A 13,802-nucleotide genomic window follows, 5' to 3' on the forward strand; every position below is an offset into this window, starting at 1 on the left:
GGCCAATCCCCGCATCGATGCTGGCAATGCGTGTGCGCCCGGGCCTGCGCTATCCCTTCGCAACGATCACGTGCGCCTGTATCTTGCCGGCCACCGGGCCTTCGCCATGGCGGCTGGCGATCGCCTGCGTTGCGCGGTCCGTCGCGAGCTGAAGCAAGCTGGCGTCGCGCGCCTCGATTTCGTTGCGCAGAGGCGTTCCCTGGCAATAGGCGGTGGCGACCTCGCGTGCCGAGGGCGCGCGACTCACCTCCTCGCGCGTCTCGATCTCGATGCCGGTGAACCCTGCGCGGCTCACATCCTCGCGGATCAGTGCGACATCGTGATAGCCGTGCGGCGTGCGGGCAAGGAATCGCGGAGGGTCGTCCGGAAACATCGCGGCAACGGCGTTGGTGACATCGTCGGCAAAGGCGTTCTCTTCGATGCGGTCCCAGACGTTGAAGACGAAGCGCCCGCCAGGCCTCAGCACGCGACGCGCCTCGGCGTAGCCGGCGACCCTGTTGGGGAAGAACATCGCGCCGAACTGGCAGCAAACGACATCGAACGAGGCATCTTCGAACGGCAGGCCGAGCGCATCCGCCTGCCGCCATTCGATGCGGCCGTCGGGGCCCTGGCGGGCGGCAGCATAGTCGAGCATGGGCTGGTTGAGGTCGCTCACCACATAGCGTGCGTCGGCGCGGAGTCTTGGTGCAAGCGCACGCGTGACCACGCCGCTGCCGGCGGCCGTCTCAAGCACCGCGCCGGGCGAGAAGGCAGCGACGCGTTGCGCCATGTCGGCGGCATAGGCCTCGAAGATCAGGGGGACCATCAGCGTGTCGTAGAACCTCGGGATCGAACCCGCGAACACCTTGTCGCTCTCAGCCATGGGATCTCCTTGAAAGCTCCGAACGGCGCCTTGAGCTTCCGTTCCCGAGCGGGCCAGTCCTCCCCGACGAGTCCGCCGCGTGGGACACCCGCGACGACCCGCCATGGTGGACGCGCCTGCCGGCCTCGTCAACGTCGTCGTCCTGCGGTCTGCCCCTCAAGGTAACCTGTCGCCATGGATTCCCTCATCGCCGCCTCCGCCCGCGCCCTTGCCGCCGGCGATGCACTCGGCGCCCTCAAGCGGATAGCCCTGCGCGACGATCCGCCGGCGCTGGCCCTGCGCGGCATCGCCATGGCGCAGCTCGGAGAACACCCCCGCGCGCGCGAGTTGCTGCGGCGCGCCGCGCGCGACTTCGGCGCCCATGAAGAGCTGTCGCGCGCCCGCTGCATCGTCGCCGAGGCCGAGGTCGCGCTGGCCATGCGCGACCTCGGCGGCTCCCCTCGCCCGCTGACCGCGGCGGCGGCCGCGCTGGAGGCGCACGACGATCACGCCAACGCATTGCAGGCGCGGCTGATCGCGGCGCGCAGGCTCCTGCTGCTCGGCCGCCTCGACGAAGCCGCCGCCGCACTGCTGCACCTCGATGCGCGCGGCCTGCCGCCAGCGCTGGGGGCGGTGGCCGAACTGACCTCGGCCGAACTGGCGCTGCGCTCGCTGCGCATCGGCCCGGCCCAGGCCGCACTCGCCCGCGCACACGAAGCGGCCGGCCGCGCGCGCGTGCCCGCGCTGCTGGCCGAGGTGGCGGAGGCGCGTGCGGCCTTCGAGCGACCCGCCGCGCGGCGCCTCTTCGCGGGTGGCGAGCAGGCGCTGCGCCTCGACGAAGTAGCCGCCCTCCTCGCCTCGAACGCGCTGGTGGTCGACGCCTGCCGCCGGGGCCTGGGCGCTGGCGACGCATGGCTGCCCCTGGCTCGCCGGCCGATCCTGTTCACGCTGGCACGCGCGCTGGCAGAAGCATGGCCCGCAGACGTCGACCGCGAAGCCTTGATCGCATCCGCCTTCCGCACCCACCGCCCCGACGAAACGCATCGCGCGCGGCTGCGGGTCGAGATCGGCCGCCTGCGCGCGCTCGCCACCACGCTGGCGGGCATCGAGGCCACGCCGCGCGGCTTCGTGCTCAAGCCGCATGGCGAGCGCACCGTCGCGCTGCTGGCACCGCCCATCGACGGAGACCAGGCCTCGCTGGTCGCGTTGCTGTCCGACGGCGCGGCGTGGTCGACCTCGGCCCTGGCGCTGGCGCTCGGGGCCAGCCAGCGCACCGTGCAGCGCGCCCTCGCCGAACTGGAGGCCGAAGGACGGGTGCGCTCCATCGGCCAGACGCGGGCGCGCCGCTGGCTGTCGCCGCCGCTGGCGGGATTCACGACGATCTTGTTACTCCCCGCTGCGCTGCCGTTTGAATAAAGTTGTCTCCAGGCGCCGATCCACGGCGCTACAGGAGCCAACAATGACCAGCAGGAAGAGCAAGGACACCACTCAGCCCAAGGTGCGGCCGGCCGAGATCGTGCGCGAGTACGGCCCCTTCGGCGGTTCCGGCAGCATCGCCGGCGTGACCCATGACGGCCAACGCGTCTGGGCCGCCACCGGCACCAAGCTGGTGGCCTTCGACCCCGCCAGCGGCGAGACCACGCGCACGCTCGATGCCGCCTGCGACGCCGGCACCGCCTTCGACGGCACGCACCTCTACCAGATCGCCGAGTCGCGCATCGACAAGATCGACCCCGCCACCGGCAAGGTGCTGGCGTCGATCCCCACACCCGGCCACGGCTACGACTCGGGGCTCACCTGGGCCGAAGGCAGTCTGTGGGTGGGGCAATACCGCGACCGCAAGATCCACCAGATCAACCCCGAAACCGGAGCCATCGTGCGCACCATCGAGTCGAACCGCTTCGTCACCGGCGTGACCTGGGTCGACGGCGAGCTGTGGCACGCCACCTGGGAAGCCGAAGAAAGCGACATCCGCCGGATCGACCCGCAAAGCGGCGCCGTGCTCGAGCGGCTCGAGATGCCGCGCGGCGTCGGCGTGAGCGGGCTCGAATCCGACGGGGCCGATCTCTTCTATGCCGGCGGCGGCGAGAGCGGAAAGGTCCGCGCCGTTCGCCGTCCCCACAACCCTACGGAGCACTGACATGACCGGCCTCGCCACCACCGCCAAGAACCCCGCCATCGAACCGGGCCTCGCCAACCATCCCGTCGTATCCGGCGAACGATGGCTCGCCGAGCGCAAGGCATTGCTGGCGCGCGAGAAGGAGCTCACGCACCTGCGCGACCAGATCGCCCGCGAGCGCCGCGCGCTGCCGTGGGAGCGCGTGCAGAAGAACTACCTCTTCGACACGCCCGCCGGCCAACGCACGCTCGCCGGACTCTTCGAGGGCCGGCGCCAGCTGCTGGTGCAGCACTTCATGTTCGGTCCGGGATGGGAGCAGGGCTGCCAGAGCTGCTCCTTCATGGCGGACCACACCGACGGCATGAACGTGCACCTGGCGCACCGCGACATCACGCTGGTCGCCATCTCGCGCGCACCGCTGGCCGAGATCGCGCGCTTTCGCGAGCGCATGGGCTGGCAGTTCAACTGGGTGTCGTCGAACGGCAGCGACTTCAACCGGGACTTCCACGTCAGCTTCTCGCCCGAGGAACGCGCCGGCGGCGAGGTCTACTACAACTACGGCATGCAGCCCTTCCCGCAGGAGGAAGCGCCCGGCGTCAGCGTGTTCTACAAGGACGACGCAGGCGAGGTGTTCCACACCTACTCGACCTTCGGCCGCGGCGTGGAAGTGATGATGGGCGCGTACAACCTGATGGACCTCGTGCCGGAGGGCCGCGGCGAGCGCGACGTGCCCTACAAGATGGAATGGGTGCGCCACCACGATCTGTACGAACCACAGCCCGATGCGAAGGCTGCCGGGTCGTGCTGCTCGGAACACAGCTGAAGCGCGAGCGGCCCGGGCGCGTGGAGACAACATCATGGCAAGCCTCTGGCCATGGCTGGCGGTCGCGGGGGTCGGCGCCCTTCACGGGCTGAACCCCACCACCGGCTGGATGTTCGCCGCCGCCCGGGGCGTGCGGTCGCGCGACCGGACGAAGGCGCTGCGGGCCCTGCTGCCGATCGCCATCGGACACGCCGCATCGGTCGCGCTCGTGGCCGCCGCAGTGGCGCTTGGCCTGTCGATGGGCGGCGTGATGCTGCAGGTGCTGGCGGGCGGGCTTCTTGTCGCCGTCGCGGTGCATCACCTGCGGCGCCGCAATGCAGGGCATGCGCGGGCAGCGGCCGGGAATGCCGGGCTGGCACTCTGGTCTTTCATGATGTCCACCGCGCACGGCGCGGGGCTGATGCTGGTGCCGGCGCTGATCCCGCTGTGCATGAGCGGCGCACCGGCAGCCCGCGAGATCACCGCGTCGGGCTCGCTGCTGCTGGCGCTCGCGGCCGTCGGCGTTCACACCGCGGCGATGCTCGCCGTCACCGGCGTGACGGCCATTGGTGTTTGCCTGGGCTTCAACGCCGTCCGTGCTACCTCCGCTCCTTCGGCAGGCGAAAATCCGGCGACAGACGGTCTGGCGCGCCGGCGTCGGTTCGCCCCGAACCGGAACTAGCGGGCGGCCGATCCGCGAGCGCCGCTGCCCTTGCCCGCAATGACAAGCCCCGCGCTCTCGACGAATCCGTGAATCAATTTCAGCCGCGGCGACGCGCGCGGCCACAGGACGCCGAAGCGCCGGGTCTCCGAGGGCAATGGCAGTGGAATCTTGGCGACCCGCTGCCCCTCCAGCAGCGGCGATGCGATGTCGGGCACGATCGACACGCCAAGGCCGCGGTCGACCATCATCGCGATGGCCAGCAGTGAACTGAGCTCGAAGCGCTCCTGCGGAACGATGCCCGCCGCGCGCAGGTAGCGGTCGGCCTGCTTGCCGCCGCCGAGATTGCGGTCGTAGCGGATGAGCGGTGAAGTTCGCAGCAGCCCGTGCGGGTCGCGCCGCGCGAGCCGACTGGGCGCGAGCAGCACCAGCGGCTCCTCGCGCAGCAGCGCCCAGTCGAAGGTCTTCGCGAGCGCGAACGACGGATACAAGCACACGGCCGCATCGAGTTCGCCCTGCTGCATCGACTTGTAGAGCGTGGCGGTGGTGCCCGACTGCAGGAACACCTTGACGCCCGGATGCGTCTTCACGAAGCGCGCGAGGATGTCCGGCAGCAGGCTGTGGATGGCCGTATTGATGGTGCCGATGACCAACTCGCCGCTGGCTGCTTCGCTGCCGAGCATCGCCTTGATGTCGCTCACATCGCGCAGCAGCGTGCGGGCCCGCTGAACCAGCCGGTGCCCCGCCTCGGTCGGCTGCACCGTGCGGCCGGCGCGCGCGAGCAGCGGCGCGGCGAGTTCGCGCTCGAGCGCGCGGATCTGCTGCGCCACCGCGCCGGGCGTCAGGTCAAGCCGGCGTGCGGCCTCCGACATCGAGCCCGATTCCACCACCAGAAGAAAGCTTTGCAGGTAGGCCGTTTCCATGAAGATAGATTTTCTACGATGTGATCGCAGGAAGCAGCTGTTTTTCTCCTCTCACAAACTGCGGACACTGCATCCATGAGAAGCAAACTCTTCGTTCCCGGCACCCGCCCAGAGCTGTTCGCCAAGGCACTGGCCAGTGCAGCGGATGCCATCTGCCTCGACCTGGAAGACGCGGTGTCCGAGCCGCGCAAGGACGAGGCACGCGAAACCGTGCGCAAGTTCCTCGAAAGCGGCAAAGCGGCCGCGTCGCACAAGACGCTGATCGTTCGCATCAATGCCATGGACACGCCGCACTTCGAGCGCGACGTGGCAGCGGTGGCGCAGGCCGGCGTGCACCTGATCAACTTGCCCAAGCCGCAGAGCCCGGCGCATGTGCGCACGGCGGCCGAAGCCATCGAGCGCGCGGAGCGGGCCAACGGTGTGCATGCGCCCATCGGCCTGCTGCTGAACATCGAGACACCCGCTGCCCTGCGCACGGCCGCCGAGCTCGCACTGGCGCATCCGCGCGTGGCGGGGTTGCAGCTGGGGCTGGGCGACCTCTTCGAGCCGCTGGGCATCGCGCGGCGCGAGCCCTCCGCGATCCGGCAGGCAATGTTCGCGGTGCGCATCGCGGCCGGCGAAGCGGGCCTGTATGCCTGCGACAGCGCCTTCGCCGACATCCGCGACGCCGAGGGCTTTCGTGCCGAGGCGATGCTCGCGCGCGACCTCGGCTTCCTCGGCAAGACCTGCATCCACCCGAGCCAGATCGCCATCGCCAACGAAGTGTTCCGACCGACCGACGAAGAAATCGCGCACGCCCGCAAGGTGGTCGAGGCGGCGCAAGAGGCCGATGCCAAGGGCGTCGGCGCCTACGTGGTGGACGGAAAGATGATCGACATCCCCTTCGTGATCCGCGCGCGCGCCATCGTCAAGAGCGCACGCAGCTTGGGGCTGCTGCCCGGCTGAGCTTCCCTATTCGAAAAGAGAACCGGAGACAAAAAAATGCGTATCCCTTCATTCATTCGTCCGCTCGCGGTGGCCTCGGCCGTCGCACTCGCCGGCACCGCGTTCGCACAGGCCGCCTATCCCACCAAGGCCATCACGATCGTCGTGCCCTACCCGGCCGGCGGATCCAACGACACCTTCGCGCGCCAGGTTGCCAAGGAGCTCGGCGATGCGCTCAAGCAACCCGTGATCATCGACAACCGCCCCGGCGCGAGCGGCAACACCGGCACCGGCCAGGTGGCCAAGGCGGCGCCGGACGGCTACACGCTCGTGGCCGTGTCCTCCAGCATGACGACCAATGCGGCCGTGCAGTCGAAGCTGCCCTTCGATCCGGTGAAGGGCCTCGCGCCCGTGGCCATGTTCGCCAAGGGCCCGTTCATCGTCGCGGTCAACAACGAGTTTCCCGCGAAGACGCCGGCCGAGCTGATCGGCGCCATCAAGGCGAAGCCGGGCCAGTACAACTACGCCTCGTCGGGCTCGGGCAGCGTGAACCAGTTCGGCACCGAGCTGCTCAAGGCCAAGGTAGGCGACCTGCAGATCGCGCACATTCCCTACAAGGGCATGGGCCCGGCCGTGACGGACCTGGTCGGAAACCAGACGCAGCTGCTGATTTCCAGCGGCCCCTCGCTGCTGCCGATGGTGCGTGCCGGCAAGCTGCGCGCCGTTGGCATCACGAGCCTGAAGCCCAGCCCCATCGCCCCCGATCTCACGCCGATGGCCACGGCCGTACCCGGCTACGAGTTCGAACTCTGGTGGGGCCTGCTGGCACCGGCGGGCACGCCGGCCGACGTGGTCGCGAAGCTGAACGGAGCCGTCAACCAGATCCTGGCAAGGCCCGAGATCACCGCCAACTTCCTGCGCGAAGGCGCCATCGCCACCCCGCTCACGCCGGCGCAGTTCGGCACCGTCATCGCCGAGGACGTGGAGCGCTGGAAGAAGCTGGCGAAGCAGCAGAACATCACCGCCGATTGAGGAAAGAAAGAAGGAAAGAAAAGCCCATGAGCACCACCGTCCCCGACGACGCGTCCCTGCCTGTCCGCCAAGGCCCCGCCGGGCCGTTGAGCGGCCTGCGCGTGCTCGACCTGAGCGCCTACATCGCAGGCCCCTACGGCTGCTCGCTGCTGGCCGACCAGGGCGCGGAGGTCATCAAGATCGAGCCGCCCACCGGCGACAACCTGCGCAAGTACCCGTCGTCGCTGGAGGCCGAGAGCCGCGCGTTCGTCGGCGTCAATCGCAGCAAGCTGGGCGTGGTGCTCGACCTCAAGAACCCGCAGGACCTTGCCGCGCTGATGGCGCTGGTGCGCACGGCCGACGTTCTGGTGCACAACTTCCGCCCCAGCGTGCCGCCGCGGCTGGGCATTGCCTACGACCAGCTGAAGGCCGTGAACCCGCGCCTCATCTACTGCGCCGTGACGGGCTACGGCGAGACGGGGCCGCTGCGCGAGAAGGCCGGCTACGACCAGGTGCTGCAGACCATGACCGGCATGTGCGCACTGCAGGGCAAGCGCGGCGAGCCGCCCGAGATCATCTACGGCTCGGTGGTCGACTACTACGCGGCCGCGCTGGTGGCCGCCGGCGTCGCCTCGGCGCTGTACGAGCGCGAGAAGAGCGGCGAAGGCCAGTTCGTCGGCGTGTCGCTGCTGCGCTCCGCGCTCACGATGCAGTCGGCGCGCATGGTGTGGGCCGAGGGCGAGCCGAAGGACGTGGGACGCGACATGCGTTCGGGCGGCATCACTGGCATCCACCCGACCCGCGAAGGGCACATCTACATCTCGGCCAACACGCCGCATTTCTGGCAGGCGCTGTGCGCCAAGGTCGGGCTGCAGGAGCTGGCCAACGACGAGCGCTACGACTCGGTGCGCAAGCGCGCGCAACATTTCGCGGAGATCGTTCCGAAGCTTCGCGCCGCGCTGGCCGAACGCACCGCGCTCGAATGGGAAGAACTGTTCGGCGAGGACGTGCCCTGCGCCGCGGCCCGCACGGTGGAAGACATGTTCGACGACGAACAGGTGCTGGCCGAGGACATGGTCGCGAACTTCGCGCACCCCACGCTGGGCTCCTACCGCGGCTTCACCCGTCCCGTGAAGTTCGGCCGCACGCCCGGCCCCGAACCCTTCGCGGCGCCCACACTGGGCCAGCACACGCAGCACGTGCTGACCCCGAAAGCGGCCGCCAGCCGCACGGGCGACTGAGCCCATGCGCGCCGATCTCGCGGTGCCGCACAGCAGCGGCACACGCAAGCCCACCCATGCGGCGCCCGAAGACGCCTGCGACGCCCACATGCACGTGTACGACCGCCGCTTCGCGCTGCAGGGATCGCCCGACGCCATGCTCGACCATGCCACCGCCGACGACTATCGCCTGCTGCAGCGGCGCATCGGCACGCAGCGCACGGTGGTCGTGCAGCCGCGCGTGCACGGTACCGACAACAGCGTGACACTGGCGGCCATCCGCGAACTGGGCGCGCAGCACACACGCGGCGTGGCGGTGGTGCGGCCCGACGCGAGCGACGCCGAACTCGAAGGGCTGCACGCGGGCGGCATCCGCGGCATCCGCTTCACGCTGTACACGCCGACGAATGCAGCGACGGACTTCGGCATGGTCGAGCCGCTGGCGCACCGGGTGCATGCGCTCGGCTGGCATGTGCAGCTGCATTGGAGCGCCGGCCAGATCGCGGAACACGCGGCGCTGCTCGTGCGGTTGCCTTGCACCGTCGTCTTCGACCATCTCGCGCGCATGCCGCAGCCCGATGCGCAGGCGCATCCCGCGTTCGAGGTGGTGCACCGGCTGCTCGACAACGGCCGCACCTGGATCAAGCTGTCCGGCGCGTACCTCGACTCGCGGGTCGGCGCGCAAGGCGGCTATGCCGACACCGTCGCGCTCGCGCGGGCGTGGGTGATGCAGGCGCCCGAACGCGTGGTGTGGGGCAGCGACTGGCCGCATCCCACGGAGCGCATCGCCAAGCCCGACGACGCGCAGCTCTTCGACCTGCTGAGCCAGTGGGTGCCCGACGAAGTGCAGCGCCGGCGCGTGCTGGTCGACAACCCGGCGCGGCTCTACGACTTTTCCTGAACCACAAGACCCGAGACATCGACATGAACAAGCGACTCCTGAAATCCGTCGCGGCCCTGGCCGCCTGCGCCGCCCCACTGCTGGGCTGGGCCGCCTGGCCCGACAAGCCGATCCGCATGGTGGTGCCGTATGCCGCGGGCGGCGGTGCCGACAACACCGCGCGCATCGTTGCGCAGCAGATGAGCACCGCGCTGGGCCAGCAGATCGTGATCGACAACAAGCCGGGCGCGGGCGGCGTGATCGGCGCCGACAACGTAGCCAAGGCGGCGGCCGACGGCTACACCGTGCTGTACGACGCGTCGGCGTTCTCGGTGAACCCCTCGCTGCGCAAGCTGCCCTTCGACGCGGCGAAGGATTTCATTCCCGTGTCGCTGGTGGCCACGGCGCCGCAGATCCTCGTGGTGCCGGCGACCGCGCCCTACAAGACGGTGCCGGAGTTCATCGACTACGCACGCAAGAACCCCGGCAAGCTGAGCTTCGCGTCGGCCGGCGGCGGCACCGGTTCGCACCTCGCCGGCGAGGCATTGAACGAGCAGGCGAAGATCGGCCTGATGCACGTGCCCTACAAGGGCGGCGCGCCCGCGCTGACCGACGTGATGGGCGAGCAGGTGTCGGCCTACTTCGGCAACGTGGCCTCGACGCTGGGCTACGTCAAGAGCGGCAAGCTGCGCGCGCTGGGCGTGAGTTCCATCAAGCGCGTGCCGGGGCTGCCCGACGTGCCGACGCTGGCCGAGTCGGGCCTGCCGGGCTACAACGTGGTCGAGTGGAACGGCATGTTCCTGCCCAAGGGGACGCCGGTCGACATCGTGCAGAAGCTCGGCAAGGCGGCGCAGGCGGCGGTCGCCGATCCGGCCGTGCGGCAAAAGCTGCTGCAGCTGGGCCTGGAGCCCGCGGGCACCGCGCCCGAGGCGTTCGCGAAGTTCGTGCAGGACGAGACGGCGAGAGTGAGTGCGCTGGTGCGCTCGCGCAACATCAGGGTCGATTGACCATGCGCGTCCGCGCGGGATGTGAAACGTAGTGTGTGGGGTTCGTCCCGCGGATACAGAGGCATACGCATTTCGCTCCGCGGCGGGGTGGCCCGGCGAAGAATCGGCTCCGTTCACAGACGACGCCCGTCACTCTTCCGAAGGAATCGCCATGCGCTTTCGCTCTCCCGCCCTCTTCTTTGCCGTCGCCATCGCGGCCTCTGCGGCAGCCCTCACGCTGACCTTTGCCGCGCCCTCGCCGCTGGGCGGCGATGTTCCGGTCGGCGAGGCCGTGCCCGCACCGGAATTCCAGAACATCGACACCTGGCTCAACTCGCCGCCGCTGAAGCTGAGCGAGCTGCGCGGCAAGGTGGTGCTGGTCGACTTCTGGACCTACACCTGCATCAACTGCCTCAACCACCTGCCCTACGTGAAGGAGTGGAACGAGAAGTACAAGGACAAGGGCCTGGTCGTCGTGGGCGTTCACACGCCGGAGTTCGCGTACGAGAAATCGACGAAGAACGTGAAGGACGCCATCGCGCGTCTGCAGATCAAGCATGCCGTGGCGCAGGACAACAGCTACGGCACCTGGAAGGCCTTCAGGAACCAGTACTGGCCGGCCGTGTACCTGATCGACAAGCAGGGAAAGATCGTCTATTCGCACTTTGGCGAAGGCAGCTACGGCACTACCGAGAAGAAGATTCAGGCGCTGCTGGCTGAGCCTTCTGGGACTTGAGGCGGCGCAGTAGTTCGGGGTGCGATCACGACGACGGGGGACCTTCGCGGAGGGGAGCGCCCGGTGCCATTCGCACGCCCCCAAAACACAAGCAACCACAACACGAGACAAACAAGAGAAATGAACAAGCTCTGGTTCGCCCTCCTCTTCCTCGCAGGCGGCATCTCGCAGGAAATCCGCAACCCGGTGAACTGCCAATGCATCCCCGCCCGGCAGCCGCAGCAGCCTCGGCCGCACAGGCGTCAGTCGAGCGCCTCGACCGCCGACGAGAAGACGTAGCCCTCGCTGCGCACCGTCTTGATGTAGCGCGGCTCGCGTGCGTCGTCCCGCAGGCGCTGGCGCAGGCGGCTCACCAGCAGGTCGATGGAGCGCTCGAAGAGTTCCGCCTCGCGACCTTGGGTGAGGCTCAGCAGCTGGTCGCGGCTCAGCACCTTCTGGGGATGATCGAGAAACACCATCAGCAGCCGGTACTCCGCGCCGCTGAGCGCCACCATCACGCCGCTGTCGTCGATCAGGTTGCGCGCGGTGGTGTCGACCTGCCAGTCGCCAAAGGCCAGCTTCGAGGCCGACTCGGTGGAACGCATGTTCGGCGGCAGCATGCGCGTGCGGCGCAGCACCGAGCGGATGCGCGCCAGCAGCTCGCGCGCGGAGAATGGCTTGGCAAGGTAGTCGTCGGCGCCCATCTCCAGGCCGAGGATGCGGTCGGCCTCCTCGCTGCGGGCGGTGAGCATCAGGATGGGCGTGGCCTTGTACTTGCCCGTGCGCAGGTCGCGGCACAGCGTGAGCCCGTCTTCGCCCGGCAGCATCAGGTCAAGAATGATCAGGTCGAAAGGTCCCGACTCCTCCAGCGCCGCGCGCATGTGCCGCCCCGTGGGTACCGTCACCACCCGCAGGCCGTTCTTGACCAGGTAGGTGGAGAGCAGTTCGCGGATTTCCCGGTCGTCGTCGACGATGAGGATGTGGTCGGAGGTCTTGGCAATGTTCATGGAAGTGCGGTGATGCGCCCGCAGGGCGACGGGCAGGTGCAATGTAGCCCGTGCAGGCGAAGGATCGGGCGGTTTTGTATGCCCGTGTATCCGGCGGGCCGGGCGACCACACTATGTTGCTTGCACGGGCGCGCCGGCAGGGCCGGCGCCGTGGAGGCAGACCGGGCGCGACGGGTAATGTTGTATGTCAGGCCACGCGGCCCAACACACTGGAATACAAACCGCCGCGCCTTGGAGCGGGACCGGGTCTATAAACCCGTCCATGCCTACTCCCGCCGCCAGCCTTCCCGCCGACATCGCGCCGGCCTCCTGCGCCCCCATGGGCCTGCGCCGGCTGCTGCCGCGCTCGCTGTTCTCGCGGGTGACGCTGATCATCGTCGTCGGGCTGGCCATCGCGCAGCTGCTGACCTTCATGGCCATCGGCTACGAGCGCGGCATCGCGATGCGCGAGCTGATGATGATCGGCATCGAGCGCGACATCGCCAGCTCGGTCGCCATCCTCGATCGGCTGCCGGCCGCCGAACGCGAGGGCTGGCTGGCGCGGCTGGAGCGGCGCAACTACCGCTTCGTGCTCGGCGGGAACGCGCAGGGCAAGGCGCCCGACACGCCGTCGTCGCAGCAGTTCGCGACCGCGATCGCCGACGCGATGCGCCCCTTCGAGATCGTGAAGATCGGGCAGGTGAGCAACCCGCCGCAGGGCCTGCAGATCCAGGTGCGGCTGTCGGACGGCTCCTCGGTGGTGGTGCATGCGCGGCGCGTGGACATGCCGGTGTCGAGCTGGGTGATGTGGCTGCTGTGGGTGCAGCTGCTGGTGCTGGCGGTGTGTGCCTGGTACGCGGTGCGGCTGGTCACCCGGCCGCTGGCGCAGCTGGCCGACGCGGCCGACGAGCTGGGCCCCGACCTGAAGGGCCGGCAACTGGCCGAAGAGGGGCCGACCGAGGTAAAGCACGCGGCGCGCGCCTTCAACGCGATGCAGAAGCGCATCGCCGGCTACATGGCCGAGCGGGTGGAAATACTCGCGGCCATCTCGCACGACCTGCAGACGCCCATCACCCGCATGCGGCTGCGCACCGACCTGATGGACGACGGCCATGACCGCGACAAGTTCCGCCAGGACCTCGACGCCATGCACACCCTGGTGCGCGAAGGCGTGACCTACGCGCGCACGCTGCACGGTGCCACCGAGCCGCCGCGCCGCATCGACGCCGACGCGCTGTTCGAGAGCATGGTGGCCGACTATGAGGACTCGGGCGAGCAGGTGCTGCTCGAAGGCCGCGTGGGCGAGCCCATGATGACGCGGCCGAACGCGCTGCGGCGCATCCTGACGAACCTGATCGACAACGCGCTGAAGTTCGGCACCGACGTACGCCTGCAGGTGCATGCAGACGCCGGCAACCGGCTGACGCTGGCCGTGGTCGACAACGGCCCCGGCATTCCGACCGACCAGTTGGAGAACGTGCTCAAGCCCTTCTACCGCGTCGAGGGCTCGCGCAACCGCGGCACCGGCGGCACCGGGCTGGGCCTGGCCATTGCACAGCAGCTGGCGACGGCGATGGGCGCGGAGCTCACGTTGCGCAACCGGGACGAAGGCGGGCTGGAAGCCCGGCTGACCGTGAATACCAACGCGGCCGCGCCACCGGACTGAGCCGGCTGCGCGGCAGCCGCCGCAGCAGCACCACCGACCGAAGAAGAAAGAGAAGAGCGGCTCGCATG

The 13,802-nt window shown here is 69.2% G+C and carries 15 protein-coding genes; 12 read left to right on the top strand and 3 right to left on the bottom strand.

Annotated elements, in window-relative coordinates; translation table 11 throughout:
* Positions 1 to 49: 49 nt before the first annotated feature.
* Positions 50 to 862 carry a class I SAM-dependent methyltransferase gene (locus ACEN9N_RS12760; RefSeq protein ID WP_495656195.1) on the bottom strand — a complete coding sequence of 271 codons (813 nt, stop codon included), beginning with the start codon at positions 860 to 862 and terminating at the stop codon, positions 50 to 52.
* 174 nt (positions 863 to 1,036) lie between these two features.
* On the opposite strand from ACEN9N_RS12760, the gene ACEN9N_RS12765 reads away from it, so the two are divergent.
* From ACEN9N_RS12765 to ACEN9N_RS12780, 4 genes are read left to right on the top strand one after another with little or no spacing between them, the layout of a single operon-like run.
* A complete protein-coding gene (locus ACEN9N_RS12765) occupies positions 1,037 to 2,257 on the top strand; it encodes a helix-turn-helix domain-containing protein (protein ID WP_495656196.1) in 1,221 nt (406 codons plus the stop codon).
* Positions 2,258 to 2,300: 43 nt separating this feature from the next.
* Positions 2,301 to 2,981, top strand: a complete 681-nt coding sequence (locus tag ACEN9N_RS12770; protein WP_413312740.1) for a Vgb family protein — start codon at positions 2,301 to 2,303, stop codon at positions 2,979 to 2,981.
* 1 nt (position 2,982) lies between these two features.
* The gene (locus ACEN9N_RS12775) at positions 2,983 to 3,783 is read left to right on the top strand and encodes a DUF899 domain-containing protein (RefSeq protein ID WP_413312738.1); all 801 of its coding nucleotides are present in this window, start codon (positions 2,983 to 2,985) and stop codon (positions 3,781 to 3,783) included.
* A 34-nt stretch (positions 3,784 to 3,817) separates the two neighbouring features.
* Complete coding sequence (locus tag ACEN9N_RS12780) at positions 3,818 to 4,444, top strand: hypothetical protein (RefSeq protein WP_007833045.1); 627 nt, start codon at positions 3,818 to 3,820, stop codon at positions 4,442 to 4,444.
* Here ACEN9N_RS12780 and ACEN9N_RS12785 read toward each other — a convergent pair.
* A complete protein-coding gene (locus tag ACEN9N_RS12785) occupies positions 4,441 to 5,346 on the bottom strand; it encodes a LysR family transcriptional regulator (protein ID WP_007833043.1) in 906 nt (301 codons plus the stop codon). The genes ACEN9N_RS12780 and ACEN9N_RS12785 overlap by 4 nt on opposite strands.
* A gap of 75 nt (positions 5,347 to 5,421) precedes the next feature.
* Here ACEN9N_RS12785 and ACEN9N_RS12790 point away from each other — a divergent pair, with 75 nt between their 5' ends.
* From ACEN9N_RS12790 to ACEN9N_RS12820, 7 genes are all read left to right on the top strand, one after another.
* The gene (locus tag ACEN9N_RS12790; RefSeq protein WP_413312733.1) at positions 5,422 to 6,291 is read left to right on the top strand and encodes an HpcH/HpaI aldolase/citrate lyase family protein; all 870 of its coding nucleotides are present in this window, start codon (positions 5,422 to 5,424) and stop codon (positions 6,289 to 6,291) included.
* 36 nt (positions 6,292 to 6,327) lie between these two features.
* On the top strand, positions 6,328 to 7,302 hold the full coding sequence (locus ACEN9N_RS12795; RefSeq protein ID WP_413312731.1) for a tripartite tricarboxylate transporter substrate binding protein: 975 nt from the start codon (positions 6,328 to 6,330) through the stop codon (positions 7,300 to 7,302).
* Between the two features lie 26 nt (positions 7,303 to 7,328).
* Positions 7,329 to 8,522 (top strand): CoA transferase, encoded by a 1,194-nt coding sequence (locus ACEN9N_RS12800; RefSeq protein ID WP_413312729.1) that lies wholly within the window; start codon positions 7,329 to 7,331, stop codon positions 8,520 to 8,522.
* 4 nt (positions 8,523 to 8,526) lie between these two features.
* Positions 8,527 to 9,402, top strand: a complete 876-nt coding sequence (locus ACEN9N_RS12805) for an amidohydrolase family protein (protein WP_495656197.1) — start codon at positions 8,527 to 8,529, stop codon at positions 9,400 to 9,402.
* A gap of 23 nt (positions 9,403 to 9,425) precedes the next feature.
* A complete protein-coding gene (locus ACEN9N_RS12810) occupies positions 9,426 to 10,388 on the top strand; it encodes a tripartite tricarboxylate transporter substrate binding protein (protein ID WP_495656198.1) in 963 nt (320 codons plus the stop codon).
* A gap of 151 nt (positions 10,389 to 10,539) precedes the next feature.
* Positions 10,540 to 11,103 (top strand): thioredoxin family protein, encoded by a 564-nt coding sequence (locus ACEN9N_RS12815; RefSeq protein WP_495656199.1) that lies wholly within the window; start codon positions 10,540 to 10,542, stop codon positions 11,101 to 11,103.
* Between the two features lie 120 nt (positions 11,104 to 11,223).
* Positions 11,224 to 11,382: a hypothetical protein gene (locus ACEN9N_RS12820; protein WP_495656200.1), complete on the top strand. Its 159-nt coding sequence runs from the start codon at positions 11,224 to 11,226 to the stop codon at positions 11,380 to 11,382.
* Here the strand turns inward: ACEN9N_RS12820 and ACEN9N_RS12825 are convergent.
* Entirely contained in the window at positions 11,346 to 12,089 is a 744-nt protein-coding gene (locus tag ACEN9N_RS12825; protein WP_184641902.1) for a response regulator, read from the bottom strand. The two genes, ACEN9N_RS12820 and ACEN9N_RS12825, sit on opposite strands and share 37 nt — an antisense overlap.
* Before the next feature lie 262 nt (positions 12,090 to 12,351).
* Between ACEN9N_RS12825 and ACEN9N_RS12830 the strand changes: the two genes are divergently transcribed.
* Complete coding sequence (locus ACEN9N_RS12830; RefSeq protein ID WP_495656201.1) at positions 12,352 to 13,734, top strand: ATP-binding protein; 1,383 nt, start codon at positions 12,352 to 12,354, stop codon at positions 13,732 to 13,734.
* Positions 13,735 to 13,802 lie beyond the last annotated feature (68 nt).

Source organism: Variovorax sp. Varisp46 (genome assembly GCF_059491885.1).